At 58.4% G+C, this 23,531-nt stretch carries 15 protein-coding genes; 10 read left to right on the top strand and 5 right to left on the bottom strand.

From position 1 onward, the window contains the following. Positions 1 to 282 precede the first annotated feature (282 nt). Positions 283 to 1,422: a HAMP domain-containing sensor histidine kinase gene (locus PSV43_RS15825; protein WP_300199323.1), complete on the bottom strand. Its 1,140-nt coding sequence runs from the start codon at positions 1,420 to 1,422 to the stop codon at positions 283 to 285. Positions 1,423 to 2,410: 988 nt separating this feature from the next. Here PSV43_RS15825 and PSV43_RS15820 point away from each other — a divergent pair. Beyond that, positions 2,411 to 3,673, top strand: coding sequence for a hypothetical protein (locus PSV43_RS15820; protein WP_300199320.1), 1,263 nt, complete (start codon positions 2,411 to 2,413; stop codon positions 3,671 to 3,673). A gap of 1,108 nt (positions 3,674 to 4,781) precedes the next feature. On the opposite strand, the gene PSV43_RS15815 is transcribed toward PSV43_RS15820, so the two are convergent. Continuing rightward, positions 4,782 to 5,090 (bottom strand): hypothetical protein, encoded by a 309-nt coding sequence (locus PSV43_RS15815; RefSeq protein ID WP_300199317.1) that lies wholly within the window; start codon positions 5,088 to 5,090, stop codon positions 4,782 to 4,784. Between PSV43_RS15815 and PSV43_RS15810 the strand changes: the two genes are divergently transcribed. Both PSV43_RS15810 and PSV43_RS15805 read left to right on the top strand, forming a co-directional pair. Beyond that, entirely contained in the window at positions 5,089 to 5,511 is a 423-nt protein-coding gene (locus PSV43_RS15810; protein WP_300199314.1) for a hypothetical protein, read from the top strand. The genes PSV43_RS15815 and PSV43_RS15810 overlap by 2 nt on opposite strands. A 191-nt stretch (positions 5,512 to 5,702) precedes the next feature. After that, on the top strand, positions 5,703 to 6,518 hold the full coding sequence (locus PSV43_RS15805; protein WP_300199311.1) for a hypothetical protein: 816 nt from the start codon (positions 5,703 to 5,705) through the stop codon (positions 6,516 to 6,518). 472 nt (positions 6,519 to 6,990) lie between these two features. Here PSV43_RS15805 and PSV43_RS15800 read toward each other — a convergent pair whose 3' ends face one another. Both PSV43_RS15800 and PSV43_RS15795 read right to left on the bottom strand, forming a co-directional pair. After that, positions 6,991 to 8,355 carry a hypothetical protein gene (locus tag PSV43_RS15800; protein ID WP_300199308.1) on the bottom strand — a complete coding sequence of 455 codons (1,365 nt, stop codon included), beginning with the start codon at positions 8,353 to 8,355 and terminating at the stop codon, positions 6,991 to 6,993. Between the two features lie 9 nt (positions 8,356 to 8,364). Next, positions 8,365 to 9,537 (bottom strand): SGNH/GDSL hydrolase family protein, encoded by a 1,173-nt coding sequence (locus PSV43_RS15795; protein ID WP_300199305.1) that lies wholly within the window; start codon positions 9,535 to 9,537, stop codon positions 8,365 to 8,367. A 216-nt stretch (positions 9,538 to 9,753) separates the two neighbouring features. On the opposite strand from PSV43_RS15795, the gene PSV43_RS15790 reads away from it, so the two are divergent. Then, complete coding sequence (locus tag PSV43_RS15790) at positions 9,754 to 12,090, top strand: neutral/alkaline non-lysosomal ceramidase N-terminal domain-containing protein (RefSeq protein ID WP_300199302.1); 2,337 nt, start codon at positions 9,754 to 9,756, stop codon at positions 12,088 to 12,090. Between the two features lie 152 nt (positions 12,091 to 12,242). Here PSV43_RS15790 and PSV43_RS15785 read toward each other — a convergent pair whose 3' ends face one another. Beyond that, positions 12,243 to 13,661 (bottom strand): NPCBM/NEW2 domain-containing protein, encoded by a 1,419-nt coding sequence (locus PSV43_RS15785; RefSeq protein WP_300199300.1) that lies wholly within the window; start codon positions 13,659 to 13,661, stop codon positions 12,243 to 12,245. Positions 13,662 to 13,669: 8 nt separating this feature from the next. On the opposite strand from PSV43_RS15785, the gene PSV43_RS15780 reads away from it, so the two are divergent. The 6 genes from PSV43_RS15780 to PSV43_RS15755 all read left to right on the top strand — a co-directional run. Then, the gene (locus PSV43_RS15780) at positions 13,670 to 15,790 is read left to right on the top strand and encodes a DUF1549 and DUF1553 domain-containing protein (RefSeq protein ID WP_300199297.1); all 2,121 of its coding nucleotides are present in this window, start codon (positions 13,670 to 13,672) and stop codon (positions 15,788 to 15,790) included. Between the two features lie 3 nt (positions 15,791 to 15,793). Beyond that, positions 15,794 to 18,004: a PPC domain-containing protein gene (locus tag PSV43_RS15775; RefSeq protein WP_300199295.1), complete on the top strand. Its 2,211-nt coding sequence runs from the start codon at positions 15,794 to 15,796 to the stop codon at positions 18,002 to 18,004. Then, on the top strand, positions 18,004 to 20,289 hold the full coding sequence (locus PSV43_RS15770; protein WP_300199292.1) for a c-type cytochrome domain-containing protein: 2,286 nt from the start codon (positions 18,004 to 18,006) through the stop codon (positions 20,287 to 20,289). Before PSV43_RS15775 ends, PSV43_RS15770 begins: the two co-directional genes overlap by 1 nt. Before the next feature lie 49 nt (positions 20,290 to 20,338). Then, positions 20,339 to 21,763: a DUF1501 domain-containing protein gene (locus tag PSV43_RS15765; protein ID WP_300199289.1), complete on the top strand. Its 1,425-nt coding sequence runs from the start codon at positions 20,339 to 20,341 to the stop codon at positions 21,761 to 21,763. 34 nt (positions 21,764 to 21,797) lie between these two features. Further along, positions 21,798 to 23,171 carry a hypothetical protein gene (locus tag PSV43_RS15760; protein ID WP_300199286.1) on the top strand — a complete coding sequence of 458 codons (1,374 nt, stop codon included), beginning with the start codon at positions 21,798 to 21,800 and terminating at the stop codon, positions 23,169 to 23,171. A gap of 13 nt (positions 23,172 to 23,184) precedes the next feature. Continuing rightward, positions 23,185 to 23,531, top strand: a 347-nt coding sequence (locus PSV43_RS15755; RefSeq protein ID WP_300199283.1) for a RidA family protein, incomplete at its 3' end; no start/stop codon positions are given.

Below are 23,531 nucleotides of genomic sequence, written 5' to 3'. Positions count from 1 at the left end.
ATCCCAGTCGCGCAGCCACGCTCCCCCCCAGGAGAGGGATCATCCTGATCCCTCAACGCTCCGCCCACGCACGCACCTGCGAACCGCCCACACCCCATTTGGACTGCGGTCGCGCAGTGAGGCACGAACGCAGCTACCGCTTTCGCAGGCCGATAGAATCCCCTCAATCCTGCAAAACCTCCAAAATCAACTGCTCTTCACCACACGTCGGCCGGTCCAGTTAAAAAACACCACAATATACCCGAACACCCACACCTCAACGCCCGCCTCACCTAAAAGACCTCAAGCCTTCCCAAAATTTCGCTCAGCGCGTTCAGGCAGCGAGATGCTAAAGCTCGCCCCTGAGCCCTCCTCGCTTTCCGCATCCACAGTGCCGCCATGCGCTTCAATGATCTGCTTGACGATGGCGAGCCCAAGCCCCGTTCCGGGTTTTTCGGGATCAGTAGTAAGTTTGTCGAACACCTTGCCCAGCAGCTCCAGCGGGATACCCGCCCCATTGTCACGCACCGTACAGGATACCGTTCCGTGGTTAACACGCGCGCTGATCACCACCCGGCCATGGGCGGCATATTTGAAGGCGTTCGCCAGTAAATTTTGAAACACCTGCGAGATCAGACCCGCATCCGCAAAGACGGTGATCGCGCGCGGGATTTCATTCACCACTTCAATGGTATGTTTAGACGCCACCGCTTTCAGATCGATAATCAGCCGCTGCACCAGAGGCCAGAGTTCAAACAAACGGCGCTCCGGGTTGAATGAACTCCCGTCGGTTGAGGACATCACGCTGATATCCATCACACGTTTGATCAGCGCTTCCACTCGATGGAGATTGCGTTCCATCATTCCAAAAAGTTCGTCCGCATCCGCCAGCGCACGTGCATCCAGGCCCGCCTTCAGCTCCTCAGTCAGCAGCGCCACCGCATTGAGGGGCGTGCGCAGATCGTGGGCAATAAAGGCAAGATGGTCATCCTCCCGCTCCTTGCGAATGAGTTCTTGCTGCGCGGCAAAGGCCATCACCGCCATGCGCACCGCTGCATCAATACGGTGGTTGATGATGTGCGCCGCCTCACCCACGATGTACAGGTTGTGTCGCTCCGCGATGGTGATGAATGCAACGCGCAGCAAATTGTACTCGGCTACGACCTCACCTACGTCCAAGCCGTCATGAAAACGTTGCACCCCATGCGCCGGCGGCGAGCCGCGCGTATGTTCAGCAGACAGCGCCCCGCTGCGCCCCAGCGCAAGATCCCGGATGATCTCCTTGATCACGTCCGGGATGTGGTCGGTGAGGGTCGGCTTGTCGAGCTCAAGATCACGTAGCAATAACCCCGCCTGCAACTGCCATTCGCCAATGATTTCTTGCTGACTTTCTCGAAAGACCTCTGCGAGCTGTGTGACGGTGCAGTGTTGAAAAATTGACATGGATTCACATAACGTGACATGACTTTAACCGCCATGGCTAATGAAATTTTTTGCCCTCAAGCGCCATCAAAAAAATCCTGCAATCGCTCTCAGTGAGGCCAAGTTTGAAAACCTCGCGAGCAACCCATCGCCAGGGTGAAGGGGGTTCGCTTCGCGGCTCCGCAGCCCGACCCCGATTCTTCACAACATCACGCCTCACATATAGCGTTTTTCAGAACTGATTCCCGAAGTGCCCCTTCCTGCCGCGCTGCTCCAAGGCGGGTAGGGATGCGTTGTGCGCGTCCCTGATTTCGGGTCTGTGGCACCCGTAGGCCCTCCAAAAAGGTGCGCCGTCCTTGCAGCCTTCTCCATCGCGATGGCTGGGAGATAGAAAACAACGCTGCGGGAACTGGAGCGCTGGTTGAGATGCAGAACGCAAGGACGCACTGAGTGCGACATCGGGCACCTCGGACCTGCCTAGTCGGAAATGAGTTTTACGAATTGCTATAATCTCTGCCACCTCTGCACCTTTGCCCCTCTGCGGCAAACCGAACATCCTCAGACTCTCCATTCCGGAAATGAGATTTGCGAATCGCTATAAAACGGCACCAGCGTTCCAGATCCCAGCGCACAAGCGGCGCAGCCAAACGCCAGCGCCCATAGTTTTCAAGACCAGCATAAGGCCCGCCGTCCGCATCTCGGACGCACGAAGTTGCTGTCGCTCGTAGCCCCAGCCGTGGCAGCTGTCCACGGTCGTCGCGCGGGCGGCAGCAAAGTAGTCCGCACACTCCGTGTGCGGTTCCTGGGCAGTCGCCCAAGCCCAGACCACACAAAGAACCGTGCATGCCGTCATCTGCGCCAGCCTTCAGCACCGCAGCCTAGCTGAGATCCTTGTCTTGAATCCCAACGGCCTTCCGTATCAAAGCCCAGGGGCAGCCGATCCTCAGCGCGAAGAATAGGCGTTGTCCTCCCGTAGTGTCCTTACACATACCCTCCGCCCCCTCTCACCATGCACACCCGCCGCAAATTCCTCACCGCCGCCGCGCTCACCCTCCTGCTCCCAGCGCTCCTCCCTCTGCACGCTGAATCCACCCCCGCCATCACCGGCGAGACCGAGCACTTCCTCTACCGCATGCCCTCCCCCGATGCCCCCTACATCGACACCCAGCGCGACAGCAAAGCCTTCGCCTTCAAAGGCACCCGCATCATGCTCTCCGAAGACAACGGCACCACCTGGCCCCACACCGCCGAATTCCCCGAAGCCGAAAACATCACCTTCAGCGTCATCCTCAAAAACGGCAGCATCCTCTTCGCCACTCGCGAGCACCTCTTCCTCTCCACCGACAACCTCAAAACCCATCGCGAGATCATTGTCAAAAACCCCGACGGCACCGACTATCGCCCACACACCCCCGTCAAGCCCGACCAGCCCGGCTGGTACTTCCACTCCCTCGATGGCGAACACTGCTTCGAAGTCGGCGGCAAAGAAATGCTCATCTGGGGAAATTACTGCAACGTCATCGGCGGCCCCGTCCCCGTGAACATCTACTACTCCACCGACAACGGCCAGACCGTCAAGCTCGCCTATTCCTTCGGCCAAAATCCCAAATTCCAGCAAAAAGACGCCCCACCCTCCGCGCCCCTGCTCGGCAATCCGAACAACACCCACATCGCCCGCCACATTCACAACGTCACCTACAGCCCCGCCGAAAACGCCTTCTACGCCTGCACCGGCGACATCGACCGCGGCCACGGCAACGAATGCCACTGGCTGCGCGGCACCTACAATGCCACCGCCGACACCTGGGACTGGAAAACACTCATCTCCGTAAATTCAAACTCACGCTTCAAATGCGGCGGCATCAACTTCATCGGCAACAAAGTCTACTGGATCGCCGACGCCAACGGCCCCGCCATCGCCAATCGCTACGACCGTGGCATTTTCACCTGCGCTCCCTCGGACATCACCGACACCACCAAGCACACCCTCCTCTTCAATCCCATGTTCGAATCCGCCAACATGCTCGTGCAGGACGGCGTCTTCCTCGCCACCCACTGCGCCCCCGCTTCCACGTATAAGTGTGGTATCATCTGGTCCCCCGACATGGGCAAAACCTGGGCCCAGTACGACCTCAAAGAATTCGGCCCCCGCAGCGGCTGCCGCATCAACAAAAAGAACACCGACGGCTGGTTCCGCATGGACCTCCGCAAAGGCTGGATCGAACGCGCCGAAGTCATCTTCCTAAAACCAAAATCCGCCGCAAAAAACTAAAGGCCTGGGAGCGCGGGCCTCCGAGCCCGCAGCACTCCGCTCATGAACAGCGCCCCGCGTCACCCAGCGCCGTATTGTAGTACCGGCTTCAGCCGGAATCCGGCCAGCGCCCCCAGACCGACTTAACTCAGTCCCATTTCTGCCAGACTCGGATGGCATTCGGTTAACGATATCCATCGCGAGTCCTGAAGCCTGAGCCCCCTCAAGCAACGCGACAGCGTCTTGGACTGCGGTGGCACAGATGCACGGCGCAAGCCTGCATCGCCGACACCGCTTTCGCGCGGTCTGTGTCGCTCGTCGTCCTCAGCCCGTTATTCAAGCCTTATCGCATGACAGCAAGTGCTCCAATCACGGCGAGCACGAGAATCAGGACGATAATAACTCCAAAGCACCAGCCCCAAATGCGTCGTTTGGGTGCATTCCTCCGGGCGACAAATGTCGCGGTGTCGATGATGTTCATCTCAATAACATCGTCGATCAAGATCTCCGGCAAGTCCTTGACATGCTCACGTGCGATCTCGCGTTAGGCTGCGAAAGCGTCCGGTTCGCAGACCAGCTCGAGAGAACCTCGCTTCTCGTCATAATGGATTTCGATCCCGTCCTTGAACATAGTCGCGAAATTGAATGGCTCTTCAATGCATGCAACAACAGGTCCAATAAAGTACCGCATCCTTTCCGTCCTTGAGACGCCCGCGCACCGCACCCTGCCTGCCAAAGGTCCACCGTCCTCCGCGAATGCACCAGCAAACTGGTCCGCACATTCCATGTGCGGTTTCTTGGTATCCTCCCCACACCATCCGCACACCAGTCCGTACTGGGAGCGCCGGTTTTTAACCGGCTCTGGCATTGCCCCCTGAATTGCGAACCACCATCCCGATGGCATACGCCTCCGCCACACTCCGACCCCAACGGGGTCACGTAACATAGCGAAGGGTTGCCGAGCCTCAGCGAGGCTACCCTGGTACCCAGGCCACCCCGCCGGAAAGCAAACCCATCGCCCCGCAGAACCCAGATACCCCCAGCAGCGTCTGCAATGAGCTCCGCCTCACTTCAGTCCGTGTGCCGAGAGCATTCTTGTTTTTCCAAAACTCGCGATCTCACCCGCGTATCACTTGCCAAAGTGGCTGGCCCAACGCCAGTGCCCTAACACATACGCCTCCTCGGTGTATGAGGAGATCTGCCGCCACCGAATGGCTGTGCGCACCTGTTCCTTTAAGTTTGGCACCGGCTTGTTGGCATTGGCGCTCTGGGGCACGTTATCCGACATCATTGCGCCGAAGAACAAACTTCTTGCATGCGAATCGACACATTTGTTAATTTTGCGCAGTATGACAACAAAACCGTCGGCTAAAAAGGGGTTGGGAAAAAACCGAACGGTTTTGTAGCTGATCCCCCATTTCGGCAACTTCGCACGCATGAAATACATCGCATCGACCCTTGCCGCCCTATTGCTGTGCGGATGCTCCAAGTCGCACAATGCTCCCATCACTGACACGCCGCCTTTTACAGTTCGCTTTGTGCAGATGAGTCAAAAGGACGGAGTGAAGTTACCGGAAGTCGAAGTCACCAGCCAAACCGCAAAAGCCATAAATGGAATCAAATTTGACTACCGCTGTTTTGATCCATCTGGCAAGGACATCACACTTGGAGACGAGGGATTTCACACTTGGGGGATGACGGGCGCTGATCCGCCCGCTAAACCACTATTGCCCCCCAACTCCACGACTCGTGCGATTGTTGGTTTCGATGCCTCTTGGATTCCGGAAAAAACCGCTCGAATTAGCGCTACCACTGTATGGGCTCAGTTTTCAGACGGAACCGAATGGAATAGCAAGTGAACCAAGCCATCAAGCCGAACCAAGCGATGGAGCCAACCGCCTTCCCGCTCGGTAGTGCAACATCTGTCCCTCCGTTCATGTTTCGTTGGCGTTTGATTCCCAGTTGCGTGTTGCCGGCGGTGGCTCATCTTGGTCGTTAGGCGCTTCTGCATCCGCTGATTCCATCCGCCCAACTCAGGAAGACTAATGCAATGAAGCTCGTCAGAACCGCCACGTTTGCCGCCGGATTGTTGTGCGTTTTTCTGGGTTCCCGCACCGGGCTCGGCGCCGAGGCGGCGGCTCGGCTCACTCCCGGGGACACCTTCTCCATCCCGTTCCATGAGATGCCGCCGACCTACTGGTCGATGTCTACCTCGAATAAAGGGCCGGCGCGGTTATCGATTTCGCTACCCAAGAACTATACGCCGGGCGGCAAGTTCCCGCTCCTTGTCTTCCTGCATGGCGGCAGCGGCGGCAATGGTGGTCCCAAGGCGGCCATCGTGTCAGCGATGACCGAGGACCAGGACTTTGTCTGCGCCTCCATGCCCTTCTTCAAGAAGATCGCTCCGAAGGACCCCGGCGGCAATGCCGTCATGCGGGATGAGGACGCCCAATACACGTGGCCCTTCTTCCGCACCATGCTCGCCAAACTCTTCGAGGTCGTCCCGAACATCGACAAAAGCCACATGATTATCGGCGGCTCCTCCAATGGTGCTCACGCCACCCAGGGCCTGATCGATGAATCAGACGGAGAAATCACAAAACAGTTCTCCGCCTTTTTCTTCATCGAGGGCGGCGGCCGCCTGAAGCATTACGAACTGCTGAAGGGGAAGCCGTATCTCATGGTCTCCAGCCAGACTGCCTCAAAGCCCCGGGCACAGCAGATCATCGACCAGGCCTCGGCTGCCGGCGCCTCAACCACGTTTATCTTTGAGAATGCCGGTGGCCATACGGTCCCCATGAAGGCCGCCCCCGCCATGCATGCCTGGCTCATCGGACAGGCGACAAAGGCCACTTCACCGAAATGACTGGCCGGCCCAATGAACAAAGCGCTTAACCATGCGCTGCCGCGAACTGCTCCGGCTGTCACGCTGGCTGCTTCCGCCGTCGCCTTTCCATCCACCATGCAGCCAGCGCGCCAGCCTCCGCCGTCGCTGAGCTTGTGTTCGTTAGCCGCCTCCGCACCAAATGATTAATCAACTAGCTCCAGAGCCGATTTAACGCGCCGCACTTCGTGTGGTTCATGTGGCCGCTTATACCACGCGCAACTGGACGATTGACGATGACGTTTCTCGGAAGCAGATCTACGATTTGTGGGAAGCGATTCACGAGATTCCAGATTTGATCAAGCGATGGTGCGGCGACGAGGAGTCACTTCGACAGTTGAGGAGGTATATGCAAGAGTATGACCAGCAATGGGATTCTCCCAAGCTTGAGGAGATTTTTGATCACGCACTTCGTGATCCAAGCATTTGAGTCACCCAACCATGCGCAGCACTGTCACTTGCCGATCTTCAGCAACTGCCCTTCTTCAAGAGTCATCGTTCCATCCACACCATCCAGGGTGTAATCGACCTTCAATTGCTTCTCGATGCCATTGGCGGGGTCACCAAAATTCTCAGCGGTGGCTGCAACGCTGAGCGAATCTTCGATCCAGTCCGCCACCTTCTGCGTCACGTTGACCACCGTATGGTTGGCCAGATCGCCATACACCGCGTTCCGGATCACCAACCGCGGATTTGCATTGGCTGCACGTTTCACAGGTTTGAGTTCCAGGAAAGGATTTCCGATCAGCAGAATGCCTGAGACAATGTCGCCGGGCACATGATCGCCGGGCGCGTGTTCGATTTCGTGCGCCTGCTTGCAGGGAAGGTACGCTTTGCCGAGGTAGTCTCCGGCGCGCAGTCGCTCATAGATAAGATCATCAAAACCCACGCCGCCGCTGCGCACCTGGGCCACTGCCGCCTGCCCCAGATGATTGCCAAAAACCCAGCTCAGCCCGCAGTTGGGGCCGTTGTCGTCATGGGCAGTCTTGTTCCAGTTCGCAGCGAAGCAGCCATGGCTGATGGTGATGAGAGATCCCGTTTTCATTTCGGCGATCTCATGCGCAAAGAGATCCTCGTCATCCATGGCGTGACCGGTTTCATCCGAGTGCAGCGCCACGCAGGTGAGCGAATAGCTGTGCTTTTGGAAAGCCTCCAGCGCGGCCTTATGCGTGCATGCTTTTCCCTCCAGCAGCATTACATTCTCCGGTGCGGAAAACCGCGCGCCACCGCGTCGCTTGAACCACTCCCCGGTGCCGGGCCAGTCCGCCGTGATGACCTCCGTGCTGAACAGCAGGGTGCGCAGTTCCGGCACCACCCTGCCGGTGTAGTAGTCGTGCGTCTTGGTAAAAAACCGGCGCAGTGCAGGGATGTCGTCGTCCTGCGCTTTTTCACAGGCGCGGATGTTGGCGACCCAAATTTTCAGCTGCGGTGTGCCCTTGTAGGCATCGTCCACGCCGTCCTGGTTGTTGTCCACGAACTCAAGATCGAAGTCCTCATAGTAGAGCGGATTGGGATTGGGGTGCTCATGCATGAAGAACGGGTGCATGGGCATGGCCCCGACGAGGATCACACCTGAGACTCCGCTCTCCTTGTGCAGGCTCTTGATGGCAGCACGCACTTCCGCAGGAGTCTGCCAGTCGCGCACGATGAGCCTCAGCTTCACCGGAAAGCGTGCCTCCACATCGGCCATGTAGGTGCGCAGAGGCTCGGCGAGCGCATGTTGCGTGGGCCCACGCAGCAGGATGGCGATGCGCTCAGGCCCGGCTGCAAACAAGTTCGAGGCTGCGAGTAGCAGGGTGATGACGAGGAAGTTCTTCATGGGTCTTGTTCACTTCGAGGCTCCTGCTGCACCGACCGCCCAGATTCGCACCTTGGCGGTTGATCCCGGAGGAACTTTGCTGCCTGCAAACTCAATGCGCACACGGTGCTGGCCTGGGGCCAAGTCCTCTGCCAGCGGCAATCGGTTGGGACTCTTTCTCAAAGGCTGTGCTGCGCCTCCGTCGATGGAGAAGCTTGCAAAACGTTCGGCTTCCTCATCGATGTCGTATCCCACAAAGAGCAGCTTGCCCGCGAAACCAAACTCGATCCCTCCCTCTGTCGAAGCCGGGCTTTCCCACTTGGTGCCGTCCGGGGTTTGAGTCCAGCCGCTGTTTTGAGCCGGCTTCAAGTCGGCGTATTGAGCATAGCGACAGTCTGCGAACAGGTCCGTGATCATCGGCGCAGGAAGGTCCGCACGGCTCGCTGACGCGCTGGTGGCTGCCGGCGGGTTGTGATTCACGTCATTGAGAAGAGCGATCAAAAGCTCCGAGGCCAGAATGTGCCCGGTGTCATTCGGATGCACCACATCGGCATACATCACCTCCCACTTCGCGCGTCCGCTGTAAATCTCCGGCCACCACGCATCACGGAAGCTGACCATCGGCAGATTATAGTGACGGCCGAGCATGTGCTGAGTCTCCTGCGCGTTTTCTCCCTTCCTCTGCATGAAGAACAACTGGACGACGGCTGGCTGTTGCGGCTCGCTCAGGATCTGCCGCAGCACGCCCTCGTAGCTGCCCCAAAACATCGGCACCGGATGGTTGTCGTTCACGGCATACTCCACAATCACAAGGTCCGGCTTCTTGCTCAGCACATCCCGTTGCACCCGCATGGCACCGTAGAGGGAGTTGGTGCCGCCGATGCCTGCATTGACAAAGCGCACCTTGGCCTTGGGAAAGGTTTGTGTGAACCAATCCGCCACTCGGGCGATGTAGCGGTTCTTCGGCTCCTTCGTCTGCAAGCCCCCTGCGGTGATCGATCCACCAATCGCAGCCACGCAAATATCCTCACCACGACGAGCCTTCGCCATGACTGCCGCCAGTCGGCTTTCATTGCCCTTGGAAACCAGTCCTCGATCTCTGATCAAAGGCGTGCTCACAGGTGACTCCGCATGGACAAATGCAGACTGTTGTAGCGAGACGGTCGCGAGAATGGCGAGCCAGAGGGAAGGAAATCTTTTCATAAGAAGGAAGGCGGGAGCACTGAGCCGCATCATGAAACCGGGGGGCGGGGAACAAATAATGGACATAAGGATCTCCTGCCGAAGCCCGGATCAGGCCCATTTTCTGCTAGCTCATTCCCTTGCCAAAAGCAAGGCCTCCGCAACACCATCCCCGTAGCCCTCCGTAACGCAGCAAAGAACAGACGCCGCCCCCGCGTAGTGCTCCAGCACATGCCCATGCACCTCCGCCTCTTCGCCTTCCTCCTGCTCTCACTCCCAGGCTTCGCCGCATCCCTCACCCACCCCGCCGGTGCCGCCTCCATAGACATCACCCCGGACTACCCCGTGCGTCTCAGCGGCTACGGCGGTCGCCGCGCCCCCAACACCGGCGTCTCCCAGCACATCTTCGCCAAAGCCCTCGCCATCGGCTCCGATGACGCCGAAGGCCCCGCCATCCTCCTCACCGTGGACAACGTCGGCGTCCCCGCCTCCATCCGCACCGAAGTCCTCCGTCGTCTCCAGCGCGACACCAAAGCCACCGACGCCCGCTTCGCCATCTGCTCCAGCCACACGCATTGCGCACCCATGCTCATCGGCATCCTGCCCAACATCTTCGGCATGGACATTCCAGCCGAGCACCTCCCCGCCATCGAGCGCTACACCCGCGAACTCACCGACAACCTCGAAAAAGTCGCCCGCGCAGCCCTCGCCGATCGCAAACCCTCCTCCCTCGCCTGGGGCATCGGCAAAGTCGGCTTCGCCGCCAACCGCCGCTTCTTTCCATTGAAGCCCATCGATCACGACCTCCCCGTCCTTCGTATCACCCGCGCCGATGGCAAAGTCCGCGCCATCTTCACCAGCTACGCCTGCCACTGCACCACCATCGGCATCGATGAAATTCACGGCGACTGGGCCGGCGTCGCTCAAGAAGCCCTCCAGCGCGAATTCCCCGGAGCCATCGCCCTCACCGCCCTCGGCTGTGGCGCAGATCAAAACCCAACGCCACGCCGCACCATGGAGCTCGTTAAACAATACGGCGAAGACCTCGGTGCCGAAGCCAAACGCGTCGCCACCAGCGAACTCAAACCCCTCACTGGCCCTCTCTCCTGCCAGACAAAACAGATCGACCTCGCCTTCGACACCCTCCCCACCCGCGAAGAATGGCAAACCCTCGCCGCCTCCAAAACACCTGCCATCGCCTATCACGCCCAAAAGAATCTCGCCCGCCTCGATCACGGCGAAAAACTCCCCACCCATCTCCCTTACCTCGTCCAGCGCTGGAGCTTCGGCAACGACCTCGCCATGGTCTTCCTCCCCGGCGAAGTCACCGTCGACTACTCACTCCGCATCAAACGCGAATACGACCGCTCCCGCCTCTGGGTCAACGGCTACTCCAACGACGTCCCCTGTTATATCCCCTCCCGCCGCGTCCTCGAAGAAGGCGGCTACGAAGGCGCAGGTGCCATGGTCTATTACGACCGCCCCACCAAATTCGCCCCCGATGTCGAAGACCGCATCATAGGTGCCGTGCAGGCCCTCATGCCCAAAGACTTCATCGCGAAGTCACCCCAGCAAACCGAATCACCCAAAGCCATCGCTTACCCCGATCACTCCAATCTCCTCCTCGTCCGCGGCCGCCCCGTCCAAACCGCCACCGACTGGGCCGAGCGCGTCACCGACATCAAAAACAACATGCAGCAAGTCATGGGCCCCCTCCACGACACCTCCCGCTGGACCCCTCTCAACATCCAAATCATCTCCGAAGAAAAAACAGAAAAATACCTCCGCCGCAAAATCCACTTCACCCCCGAAGTCGGCGACCACGTGCCCGCATGGCTCCTCATCCCCAATGACGCCATCAAAGCTCCCGCCATGCTCTGCCTCCATCAAACCACCCAGATCGGCAAAGACGAACCCGCAGGCCTCGGCGGCAAGCCCTCCCTCCACTACGCCCACGAACTCGCCGAACGCGGCTACATCTGCCTCGTCCCCGACTATCCCTCCTTCGGCGAATACCCCTACGATTTCAAAACTCAGGGCGCACACCGCATCAGCGGCTCCATGAAAGCCATCTACAACAACCTCCGCGCCGTCGATCTCCTTCAATCACTCCCACAAGTAAACAAAGACCACATCGGCGTCATCGGCCATTCCCTCGGCGGGCACAATGCCCTCTTCACCGCCGTCTTCGACGACCGCATCAAAGCCGTCGTCACCAGCTGCGGCTTCACCCCCTTCCACGACTACTACGGCGGCAAAGTCACCGGCTGGACCAGCGACCGCTACATGCCCCGCATCCGCGACATCTACGAAAACAACGCCGACAAAATCCCCTTCGACTTCTACGAAGTCCTCGCCGCCATCGCCCCTCGCGGCGTCTTCTCCAACTCCCCCCTCCACGACTCCAACTTCGACATCACCGGCGTCCGCAAAGCCTTCACCAAAGCTGGCGAAGTTTATGACCTCCTCAAAGCCAAAAAAAACCTCACCCTAGTCACCCCCGACGCCCCCCACGACTTTCCCGAACCAGAACGCAAAGCCGCCTATCAGTGGCTCGATCAAATGCTGAAGTGATGCCAGCCAGGAATGGAGTTTAGTAAATAACTCTTATCGCGAATAGTGCGCCGCAAACCAAAGCGCCCCGGAGCGCGGACTTCCAGTCCGCAGCACTCCGCATGCACCCAGGCCTCCGCACGTCTCCTCAGCTCCTCAACCTCCAGCGCTCTTCACTTCTTAACCAAAGTAGGCTCCGCCCAGATCGCATAATTGCTTTTGGAATCCACCCCACGCGAAGTCAGCATGAGCTGCAGTTCTGAAATCCCAGTCACATCACATTCCAGCACACGTGCATCATCCGTCCCATTCAGGATCACAGTAGTCAGCGCTTTGCCATCCCCATTGATCGTAAACTCAACGCGTCCTTTAGCCCCGAGTTCCGGATGCAATCCCGCCAAAACCGTGAAGCGCGAATAAACATCTTTCGGCAGCAAAAAAGTCAGCGGCTTCCCCATTCCCGCGCTGATGCCATTTTCGAACACCTGATTGCCGGATCCGACACAAAGTTTGAGCGGCATGTCCTTGTTTCCACCCGCCAAAATCACCCCGCTCCGCGCATGCCCCCAGTTCGGCGAACTGAAAAACTGCGACTGCGGATAATAGCAACTCGCAGCCTCTAATGGAAAGAAGGCACCAATCTGCACCTCTTTGAGCGCCTTCTGCTCAGCATCTGCATACTTCTGCATCCCAAGGCAAAGCATGGTATAAACCGCATCCGCCACCACCTGCGCATCCATCACCGCCGCCCGCAGTTGATGCTTCACCACGCTCTCTTTATCCTCTCGATACAGCGCCTGAATGATCGGCACCGTGGTCGTGCGTGCATTTAAAATCCCTTCATGCACCCGGTGCATGAGCCTCCATGCAGCTTCATTCACCGTGGTTCCAAGCAGTGCAGGTTGATACCCTACAATGCTCACCTTAAAGTCCCCATTCTCAATCGGCCCATGCATGAGCTGACCCTTCATCGCATCCGTCGGCGGCAGGAACTGCTGCAGCAGCGTAAACATGTTGTCTCCAGGCACCGTATGCGACGGACTGCCATAATCTTCAATCTGATGGCACACCGTTCCCATGTAGCGTGCTGCATCACCCATCTTCCCATTGCGTAGCGATGCAACCGCCTGCTCCATAAAGTACCGCATCACTTCCAGATATTCCGGCTGCTGTGTCGGCAGGTGAAGAATCTTCAAATAGACCTCATTGGGCGCTGACTCCATCTTGGCAAACCGGGCGTTCTCCTTGTCCGTGAAAACATGGTCCGGGATCATGCAGAAGTTGTCACCGAGTTGCGTCAATTCACCACCCAGCACCTCCTTTTGCCATATCGGCAGCACCTCAAGCGCCGCCCGTGTGATGGCACGATGCGGCTCCCCCCAGCCAAAAACCAAGGATGGCGTTGTGATCGCGAAAAGGGTGGCAAATGCAAGCTGTCTCATTGTGATTGAAGGTAATACTAAAGTCATATATTGCGAAAAAGGGTGGCCATAAGCCGTAGGTTTAGACAATGCCAAATAGAGCCCTTCTGAAAGCATGGATGTTTTTGATGTTTGCTGGAACAAGTTTCTCAGCCGAATCGTCGCGTCCATTGAGCTTTGTGAATGACATTCAGTCCATCCTCACCAAGGCGGGCTGCAATGCGGGGGCCTGCCATGCGAAGGCGATCACAGGTCAGCGCGGATTCCGTCTGAGCGTACTCGGTTTTGAACCCGAGGAGGATTACGAGGCCATCGTGAAGCAGGGGAAGGGGCGCCGAGTCTTCCCACCGGCACCCGAGGAAAGCCTGCTCATCACCAAGGGAGCCGCGATCGTGCCGCACACAGGTGGGAAGCATCTGGAGCCGGGATCCGAAGACTACAAGCTGCTCGTGCGCTGGATCGCCGAAGGCATGAATTATGCGCACAAAGGTGAGGCGAAGCTCAGCAGCATCACCGTCGAGCCAGGACGCGTGACGATGAAGGTCAAAACCACGCAGCAGCTCAAGGTGACAGCGAGCTATTCCGATGGCAGCAGCCGGGATGTGACCAAACTCGCGCTTTTTGAAGCCAATGAGCGCGCCATGGCGGAGGCCGGAGAGCAGGGGCTGGTGAAGACCTTTGATCTTCCCGGCAACGTGGCTGTGATGGTGCGCTTCGGTGGTCGAGTTTCAGTTTGCAGCGTCTCGATTCCACTTGGTGCGCCAGTTGATTCGCTGCCGCCGGTGAAGAATTTCATCGATCAGCATGTGTTTGCCAATTTGAAGCAGATTGGTGTGCCTCCTTCACCCATTTGCGACGATTCGGCCTTCCTGCGCCGCATCTCCCTCGACATCGGCGGCCGACTGCCCACGGCAGAGGAGACCAAGGCATTTCTCGCAAGCCGAGAGCCGGACAAGCGCGACCGCGCCATTGAGGCTCTGCTCAACAGCCCTGACTACGCGGATTACTTCGCCAACAAGTGGACAGCACTGCTCAAGAATACGCGCTCGGAAGCAGCGGACATCACCTCAAATTTTGCTTTCCATGCCTGGATGCGCGACAGCTTGCTCGCGAATACCAAATATGACCAGATCGTGCGTCAAATCCTTGGATCGACAGGCACCATCGTTTCGAATCCTCCTGTGGCATGGTACAAGCGCGTGAAGGAGCCCACCACGCAGCTCGAAGACGTTGCACAGCTTTTCCTCGGCGTGCGTATGCAGTGTGCACAGTGCCATCATCATCCCTTCGAGCGCTGGACGCAGGCGGAGTATTACAGTCTCGCCGCGTTCTTTAGCCAAATTGGCCGCAAACCGACCGCCATCGCTGGCGAAGACCTCATTTTTCACAAACGTGGCATCGCGCAGACGGAGCATCGCAAAACTCACGTGATGCTAAAGCCCGCAGGTCTGGGCGAGCCTGAGCTGGACATCGCCCCCGATGATGATCCGCGCCTCGCGCTGGTCGATTGGATGAGCAAGAAGGACAATCCCTTCTTCGCCAAGTCACTCGTGAACCGCTACTGGAAGCATTTCTTCAAGCGCGGCCTCGTCGAGCCTGAGGATGATTTGCGCGATACAAATCCGCCGACCAACCCCGATCTCTTTGATGCGTTGGCCAAAAGCTTCACGGACAGCGGCTACGATCTGAAAGCACTCGTGCGCACCCTGACGCAGAGCCATGCATATCAGCTCAGCTCCACGCCGAATGAATTCAATGCCGTCGATCGTCAGGCCTACTCCCACTATTACCCGAGACGCATGACCGCGGAGGTCATGCTCGACAGCGTGGACATGGTCACCGGCTCAAAAACCGACTTTGCCGATCTTCCCGCCGGGACACGTGCCATTTCACTGCCTGACAACAGCTACAACCGGGCCTCTCCATTTTTGAAGGTCTTCGGTCGCCCCGAAGGTGCCAGCGTCTGCGAATGCGAGCGCGTATCGTCCGCCAGCCTTGCGCAAAGCCTGCACCTCATGAACGCCGCCGATGTGAAGGCCAAACTCGCCGCCAATGGCGGACGTGCCGAAACCTTGAGCAAGGCCGAGATGCCCGAGCCCAAGCGCATCCGCGAACTCTACCTCGCCGCCTTCTCCCGTGAGCCGACTGCCGACGAAGTTCGCATCAGCGAGAACTACGTTGCAAGGCCACGCACCGACGCCACCGGCAAACCGCTCGATTCCCAACGGGCGAAACGCAACGGCTACGAAGACCTGCTCTGGGCGCTGCTGAACACCAAGGAGTTCCTGTACAATCATTAATCTATGCTCGCGAAATCTACACTCACACTGGCTGTCTGCACATTGATGGCCGCTTCGGCCCTCGCCCAGCAGGTCACGCTGCCGCTGCCGCGCTTGCTCACGGTCATGCCGATGGGCGGACAGGCAGGCACGAAGCTCGAGGTCACGATCACGGGTGATAATACGGAGGATGTCAGCGAACTGATGTTCTCGACGCCAAAGATCACGGCGCAGCCGGTCGCAGGTGCGGAGAAGAAGTTCACGGTGAGCATTGCCGCGGATGCGCCTGTGGGTGTTTATGATGCGCGGGTGATGTCGCGTCTCGGCGTTTCATCGGCGCGGGCGTTTTCGGTGAACAAGCTGCCAGAGGTGACGCGCACCAAGGCGAACAACTCGGTGGAGACAGCGATGGCGCTGCCGCTGGGAACGATCTGCAATGCGACCATGACGAAGCGGGCGGTGGATTTTTATGCATTTAAAGGCGTGAAAGGGAAACGCGTGGCAGTGGATTGCGCAGCGACGGGCATCGACTCCCGACTGACACCGGTGGTGATCCTGGCAGATGCCAAGGGTGGAGATTTGAAAGTGAACCGCACAGGAGGCGTGATCGACTTTACGCCACCTGCCGACGGCACCTACCTGATCAAAGTGAGCGACCTCACCTACCAAGGCGGAGAGCGCCTGTTCTATCGCCTTGCTTTGCAGGAAGTGCCGGGCACCGGACCTGCGCCACGCCAGCCGCAAACGCAGACGGTCAGCGCGATGTCCTGGCCTCCGACAGGTCTTGCAGCGACTGCGAAGGCGAATGAAACGGAGCCGAACAACAAGCCGGCCGAAGGGCAGAAGATCACTCTGCCTTGTGACATCGCGGGTGCGTTTTTTCCGGCGGCAGATGTGGATACCTTCGATTTCACGGCCAAGAAAGGCGAGACTTGGTGGGTGGAGGTAGCATCGGAGCGCCTCGGTTTGAACACGGACCCCTTTGTGCTCGTGCAGCAGGTGAAATCAACCGGTGGCAAAGAGACGCTGACGGATGTGGCCGAGCTGTATGACATCTTGCCACCGATGAAAGTCACCAGCAATGGCTACTCGTATGATGGCCCGCCTTACGATGCGGGATCGCCGGATGTGAACGGCAAATTTGAGATCAAGGAAGACGGCACCTATCGCATGCAGGTGCGCGATCTGTTCGGCGGTACGCGCAGCGATGCAAATAACGTCTATCGTTTGCTTGTGCGTCAGGCCACCCCCGATTTCTCGCTGGCCGCCTGGGCCATTCACATGACACTGCGCAACGGTGACCGAGCCGCGCTTTCCAAGCCGATGGCACTGCGTGCGGGTGAGTCGCGTGCCTTTGAGGTCGCGGTGCAACGTCGTGATGGATTTGATGGCGAGATTGAGATCGGCATGGAAAATCTGCCGCCGGGTGTAAGCGCAACCGGGTTAAAGATCGCCAAGGGCAAACCCTTTGGTCATCTGATCCTCACTGCTTCAGGCGATGCAAAAGAAGGCTTCTCGCTGGCCCAGATCATCGGCAAAGCCACGATCAATGGCGCGGTCGTGACGCACCCCGTGCGTATTGCGAGCATGGAATGGCCCGTGAAAGATGCGAAGGGTGAGATCCCCGCGCCACGTCTCATGGCCGACGTTCCAGTTTCTGTGACCGATTCCGAGCAGGCACCGCTGACATTTGGTCCTGCTGAAAACAAGGTCTTCGAGGCCAGAGTGGGAGAGACATTGAAAATTCCGCTCAAGCTTACCTGGCGCAACGAGTTCAACGGCACTTCGATCAAAGTGAAGACGTACGGTGACGGATTCAGTGGCATCAAGGAGTTCGAAATTCCGATTAAAGCTGCCACGCATGAAGTTGTGATCGATCTTGCTGCGCTGAAGATCGCTCCTGGTGATTACACCTTTGCCTTCCAGAGTCTCGGCATCTGCAAATACCGCTACAACCCTGCTGCGGTGCCGCTGGCAGAGGCCGAGCAGAAAAAGGCTGAGCAACTCCTCGCCACTGCAGCTGCTGAAGCCAAAAAGCTAGCGGCGACGGATGCGGAAGCCGCCAAGAAGGCCGCTGAAAAACAAAAGCAGGCCGACGCCGCCATGAAGACTGCCTCCAATCGCATGAAAGCCGTCACCACGGCGTCTTCACCCACGGACACGGTGGAAATCCTCATTTCGGAACCGATTCGCGTTTCTGTGAAACCCGCTGCAGCCACCACCGCCAGCAAGTGATGAAGCCGCATTCACTCATCGCCCTTTTGTGCACCTCGACTGCCGCGCTGGCTGCCGATCTCGACTACTATCGCGATGTTTATCCCTTCCTGAAAGCGAACTGCATTTCGTGTCACAACAAGACGACGACGAAGGCTGATCTGAACATGGAGACGCCCGAGTTGATGATCAAAGGCGGCGAAAACGGACCGTCCATCATCCCGGGAAATGGTGCTGAGAGTCTGCTCGTGAAGGCATCTCTGCATGAGAAGGACATGGAGATGCCACCGCCGAACAACAAATCTGGCGCGGTGAATCTTATTCCTGAGCAGATCGCTACTTTGAAGATGTGGATTGATCAGGGCGCGAAGAGTTCGGTGAAGGTGGAACGTGCTGTGGTGCTGCAGACTTTTTCCGCGAGCATCGATCCGATTTACAGCGTGGCGATGACAAAGGATGGTCGCTACGTGGCCTGCGGACGGTCCAACCACATCTACGTTTATGACATGGCCACACGGCAGTTCATCGCGCAGATCAGTGATCCTTCCGAGAAAAACGATGCAGCGCACCGCGCACTGGTGCAGTCGCTGGCGTTCAGTCCCGACGGCACGCGTCTTGCGAGCGGCAGCTTTCGTGAGGTGAAGATTTGGAAACTGGTGAACGGCAAACAGGCGTCGGGAGCTGTGAAATTGTCCTCGGCTCCTGCGAGCGCGGATTTGATCAAGAAAATTGCCACCACTGGCAAGGTGGTCGTGGTGAGCAGTGCGATGTCTGCCGACGGCAAACAGGTCGTTACGGGTTGTGAGGATGGTTCGGTGCGTGTGTGGGATGCGGCGACGGCGAAGCAGGTCATCGAACTGCGCGGGAGCGTGGCCGCAACGAAGATGATGGCAGCGCTGGACTGGAACATTGCGGCGCAGACCTTGGAACAGGCTTTCTACAAAAGCGAAATCACCCGCATTGAGGCGCAGGACAAGGCACTGGATATACTGTTGGGCAAAGCCAAGGAGGCCATCGTGGCGATGAACAAGGTGCTGCCAGAAAAGCAGAAGGCTGTGCCTCCGATCACCGAGGCCAAAACGACGGCACAGAAGGCCGTGGATGAAGTTGCCGCCAAAATCAAAGCGGTCCCTGGCGGCAAGCCGGATGCGGTGCTGGACAAAGAACTCAAGTCCGCGCAGGACAAGCTCATCACCGCGAAGATGGCGGAAGTTTCCGCGCTCGCCGGCGTCTCCGCTGCGCAGAGCAATGTGCAGGACGCTGAGGACGATGTGAAGCGCATCACGGACTCGAAAGCAGTCAATGCCAAGACAGTCGTTGCCGCGAATACCGCCATGGCTGCTGCGAAAACTTTGCAGGACAAGGCTGCGGCTGATCTGGCCGCTGCGAAGCTGGCCTTGACCAAAACCAGCGCAAAACCCATCGCTGTCTCATTTTCCGCCGATGCGGCGCGGGTGGCTTCGATGTTTGATGATGGTACGTTGCGAGTGTGGGCGGCTGCCAGCGGCACGCCGATTGAGGAGAGTATCGGCAACGCTGCCGCAATCACAACAATCACCTCCGCGCCTGATGGATCTTTTGTGGCCACCAAAGCCGTCACTCAGTCGGTGGGAAGTTCGCCAAGCTGGGTGCTGGAGCGCAAGATCGATCCGAAGGGACTGTTTGCCGACCGGGTGAATGCCGTGCGGTTCAGTCCCGATGGCAAAACACTCGCCACCGGCGGCGGCGAGCTGTCACGCAGCGGCGATATTGTCATTTTTGATGTCACTACGGGCAAGGCCACTCAGACATGGAAGGAAAAGCATGCCGACACGGTGCTCTGCCTTGATTATTCGCCGGATGGCAAACGCATCGCCTCCGGTGCCGCGGATAAAATTGCGCGTGTCACCGACATCGCCACGGGCAAGCAGGTGAACTTGTTTGAAGGCCACACCCATCACGTCATGGGCGTCGCGTTTCGGAACGATGGCCGGGTGCTTGCCACGGCAGGGGCGGACGGCGCCGTAATGACATGGGACATGATCAATGGTGAGCGAAAGAGAAAAGTCGAAGGCTGGACCAAGGAGGTCACTTCGCTGCAATTCATCGGTGCCACGAATCAAATCGTCACCTCCGCAGGCGACAACCGCATCCGCATCGTCACTGATGATGGCACCGAAGTGCGCGCCATGGCAAATTTACCTGACTACATGCAGGCCGCCGCCAGCGCGCCCAATGGCAGCGCCATTATTGGCGGCGGTGAAGACAGCCTGCTGCGCGTTTGGGACGGGGCAGGGAAGGAACTCGCCGTCTTTGGCGCAAAGTAACCCGATCTCCGGGATAAAGGATCATCATACACTCCGTAGTTTTCATCACATGTCATCCATCATTCAGCCCCCTTCTCTCGTTCGTTGCGCCGGTCCTTTATCGCGGCGTGGGTTCATGCAGTTTGGTTTGTCAGGCATGGCGACACTGAGCTGGCCGGGACTGCTCAAGCTGCGTGCGGAGAATGCGGCGAAGCCGAAGGGCGAACGCAAATCCATCATCATGGTATGGCTGCCGGGCGGGCAGTCGCACATTGACACCTACGATCCGAAGCCGGAGGCCAGCAGCGAGTATCGCGGGCCGTTCAAGACGATCAGCACCAAGGTGCCGGGCACGCATTTCACGGAGATGCTGCCGATGAATGCCAAGATCGCGGACAAGTTCACCGTCGTGCGTTCCATGTTCCAATCAGCGGGCGGACATCCGGCGGGGACAATGCAGATGTTTTCCGGCGACAGTGATACACGCGACAAGCCTAAACCGCGTCTGCCAGACTGGATGTCTGTGGCGCATTACCTGCGGGGTAAGGAAGGCGGACGCGCAAATCCGCTGCCGAACTACATCGGCGTGCCTGCGGCATCTCCTGAGTACTCAAGTCCTGCCTATCTCGGTGATGCGTATGCGCCTTTCGCTGTGAGCGATGATCCGAACCGCCCGAATTTTCAGGTGCCAAACATCGGCCTCGCTGACGAAGCGGAAAATCGCCGCCTGAGTGACCGCATCGCGCTGCGCAAGAGTCTGGACAAAATGGAGCGTGCGTTTGACCGCGAAGGCGAACTCGGTGCGCTGGATGAATTTGAGGCGCAGGCAGCCACCCTGCTGACGAATCCGAAAACACGTGACGCCTTTGATCTGAGCAAAGAGGATGCCGCCATCCGTGACCGCTACGGGCGCAATCGCTGGGGGCAGCAGCTCCTGCTGGCGCGTCGCCTGGTCGAGTCCGGCGTGGAGATCGTCACCAGCAGCCTAAGCGGGCCTCTGTGCGGCCGGGTGAACAACTGGGACGACCACGCGGTGAATCAGCATCAGTTTGAAGCATTGCGCTTCCGCATGCCAACCTATGACCGTGCTGTGTCAGCGCTCATCGAGGACATTTATGCGCGTGGTCTCGACAAACGCGTGCTCGTCGTTGTCACGGGAGAGTTTGGCCGCACGCCGAAGATCAGCTTTGACCGCAGCACGGGGGCGGGTGATGCCAGCGGCCCGACTGGTACATTGCAACCCGGACGTGACCATTGGCCGCGTGCGTTCTCCAATGTCTGGGCCGGCGGTGGCATCCAGACGGGCGGTGTCATCGGTGCCAGCGACAAACGCGGTGAAGACGTGGTCGAGCGCCCCTGCAATGCGAGCGACTTCCTCGCTACGATTTATCATCATCTCGGCATCGACTACTCCAAGGTTACCATCAACGATCTGAATGGCAGACCAACGCACATCGTGGAAAATGGCAGGCCGATTGCGGAACTGATCGCGTGATGAGTTACAGCATTTGAGTGCGTAGAAGAGAGCCATGCATCCACGTCCAGCTCTTCTCCTTGGTGTTTTCTGCATCCTGTCCAGCGCGCAGGCGCAGGAAATCATGGATGGAAAATTTGCCGTGGTCTCGAATCTGAAAGCGGGGGTGGCCAAGGTGGACATCACCCCGCCTGGTGCGGCGGAGATCAAAATTGTCGGGCATGTGCGCCCGGTCAGCGGTGTGCGTGATCCGCTGCGTGCGGGCGTTTTGATTCTCGATGATGGCGAAACGAAGGCTGCCATTGTGACGATGGATACCATTGGTGCGTGGGATGACATGGTACGGGATGCGCGGGTGAGGATCGAGGCGGAAACCGGCGTTCCCGCCGCGAATATTCTCATCGCAGCCTCACACAATCACTCCGCTCCTGGCTACATGGAAAACATGCGGTGGGCGGCCGATTTGATCAAAAAACTGGGTGCAGCAGCCAAGGAGGCCGCCACCAACATGAAGCCGGTGAACATCGGCTATGGCGAGGATCGGATCAGCTTCGGCATCAACCGCCGAAAAACATACGATGGCCGGGCGGTGGTGAGTCTGAACCCCGACGGGCCCAACGATCCGCGCGTGAAGGTGCTGCGCTTTGACGATGGCAGTACTCTCACGCCCCTGGCAGTCATCATGCATGCGGTCTGTCATCCTTGCTTTTTTACCTGGGGAGACAAAGGCACGCTGCCGTATCCGAAGGGATATCCGAGGATGAGCGCCGACTTCCCGGGTGAGGCGCAGACGTTTGTCGAGATGTGCTATGCGCAGAAAACCAGCGCCTTGTTTATGCAAGGCTGTGCAGGAGACATCCGGCCCAATCTGCCTGGTTATCCGTATCGCTGCGCTGACGAGGCGGACATCCAGTGGGCAGGCCGCGATCTCGGCGGCGCGGTAGCGCGTGCGGCGGCCTATGGTGTGACGCGTGAGCAGTTGCGCAAACGCGAGACCTTTTACCCAATCCGTGTCGCCAGCGAGGTGGTGGAACTTCCTGGCAAGGAGCAGCCGGTGCGTGCGGAACTGATGGCGATGAAGATCGGTCCCTTCCTGCTGCTGACCATGCCGGGCGAGCCGATGGTTGAGTATGGTTTCAAACTCGAACAGGCCATCGCCAATCGGGCCACGCCCATCATTGTTGGTTATGCGAACGGAAACATCGGCTACATCGCCACGGCAGATGCTCACAAGGTGGGCGGGTATGAGCCCAACTTGTCGAAGCTCAAACCCGAAGCCGAGCCGATCCTTTTGAAAAAACTAGGGGAGCTGGCAGATCGTGTGGTTGGCGATGTGTTTGCGAGTTTTTCAAAACATCCAAAGGATATGCTGAAGCGTGACGCTGAGGAGAAGGCCCGCCTGCAGTCCGCGCCAGCCGCCAAACCTTGATCCCACCATTTTCATGACCCATCCACTCGTCTCCTATCCCCAGCTTCCTGACACGCCGACCTCACACCTGCCGTTCAGCCCCTGCGTGGTGGTGGGCGATTTGATTTTTGTTTCGGGCCAGGCCTCCGTGGATCAGGAAGGCAACATCGTCAGCGACAGCTTCGAAGGTGAGTTTCGCCGCAGCATTGAAAACGTGCGCAAAGTGCTCGAAGCGGCAGGCAGCGATCTCGCGCATGTGGTGCAGACGCGGAACTACGTCCGCGATGCGGAGGACGTGCCATTGTTCAACCAGCTCTACCGCGAATATTTCCCGCAGCCATCACCGGCGCGCACGACGATCACGAATTGTCTGCCGCCCTC

It is taken from the genome of Prosthecobacter sp. (genome assembly GCF_029946185.1).
Taxonomy (GTDB): Bacteria; Verrucomicrobiota; Verrucomicrobiia; order Verrucomicrobiales; family Verrucomicrobiaceae; genus Prosthecobacter.
This window is presented reverse-complemented; position numbering and strand designations above follow the sequence as displayed.

Bases quoted from the DNA above. Each gene is read 5' to 3' on its own strand.
- PSV43_RS15825 (WP_300199323.1), bottom strand. From the start codon at position 1,422: ATGTCAATTTTTCAACACTGCACCGTCACACAGCTCGCAGAGGTCTTT.
- PSV43_RS15820 (WP_300199320.1), top strand. From the start codon at position 2,411: ATGCACACCCGCCGCAAATTCCTCACCGCCGCCGCGCTCACCCTCCTG.
- PSV43_RS15810 (WP_300199314.1), top strand. From the start codon at position 5,089: ATGAAATACATCGCATCGACCCTTGCCGCCCTATTGCTGTGCGGATGC.
- PSV43_RS15815 (WP_300199317.1), bottom strand. From the start codon at position 5,090: ATGCGTGCGAAGTTGCCGAAATGGGGGATCAGCTACAAAACCGTTCGG.
- PSV43_RS15805 (WP_300199311.1), top strand. From the start codon at position 5,703: ATGAAGCTCGTCAGAACCGCCACGTTTGCCGCCGGATTGTTGTGCGTT.
- PSV43_RS15800 (WP_300199308.1), bottom strand. From the start codon at position 8,355: ATGAAGAACTTCCTCGTCATCACCCTGCTACTCGCAGCCTCGAACTTG.
- PSV43_RS15795 (WP_300199305.1), bottom strand. From the start codon at position 9,537: ATGAAAAGATTTCCTTCCCTCTGGCTCGCCATTCTCGCGACCGTCTCG.
- PSV43_RS15790 (WP_300199302.1), top strand. From the start codon at position 9,754: ATGCACCTCCGCCTCTTCGCCTTCCTCCTGCTCTCACTCCCAGGCTTC.
- PSV43_RS15785 (WP_300199300.1), bottom strand. From the start codon at position 13,661: ATGGACGCGACGATTCGGCTGAGAAACTTGTTCCAGCAAACATCAAAA.
- PSV43_RS15775 (WP_300199295.1), top strand. From the start codon at position 15,794: ATGCTCGCGAAATCTACACTCACACTGGCTGTCTGCACATTGATGGCC.
- PSV43_RS15770 (WP_300199292.1), top strand. From the start codon at position 18,004: ATGAAGCCGCATTCACTCATCGCCCTTTTGTGCACCTCGACTGCCGCG.
- PSV43_RS15765 (WP_300199289.1), top strand. From the start codon at position 20,339: ATGTCATCCATCATTCAGCCCCCTTCTCTCGTTCGTTGCGCCGGTCCT.
- PSV43_RS15760 (WP_300199286.1), top strand. From the start codon at position 21,798: ATGCATCCACGTCCAGCTCTTCTCCTTGGTGTTTTCTGCATCCTGTCC.